Annotated in this window: 1 protein-coding gene; it reads right to left on the bottom strand. The window is 57.0% G+C overall.

The window, feature by feature from the left end:
* The coding region (locus F8C76_RS19805) for a hypothetical protein (protein ID WP_211372240.1) at window positions 1–300 on the bottom strand (300 nt) is incomplete at both ends.

Genomic DNA, 300 nt, shown 5'->3' on the forward strand with positions numbered 1-300 from the left:
GCTTGCGTTTCAAGGTGCGTGACGACATATGCAGCTCACCAGCTACCTCTTCCACCCCAGGGAAGCGGCCACCGCCACCCAGAATGATCCGCCGCACCTGCCCCAACAAAGGCGGCGGCAACTTGATCGTCGCCATTTCCTGCTCACATTGATCTGCCGCCATTCTGGCCAGACGCGGATCCGCAAACTGTAAAGTGTATTTCATGCGCTCCACCGGAAAGCGCATTTGATTGTAGGCACAATCGAAATACACTGGCACCGGCATCACCGGCCGCAAGCGAGCAAAATAGTCAGGCTCTG

The sequence above is a fragment of the Flagellimonas olearia genome (genome assembly GCF_009184425.1).
Lineage (GTDB): Bacteria > Bacteroidota > Bacteroidia > Flavobacteriales > Flavobacteriaceae > Flagellimonas > Flagellimonas olearia.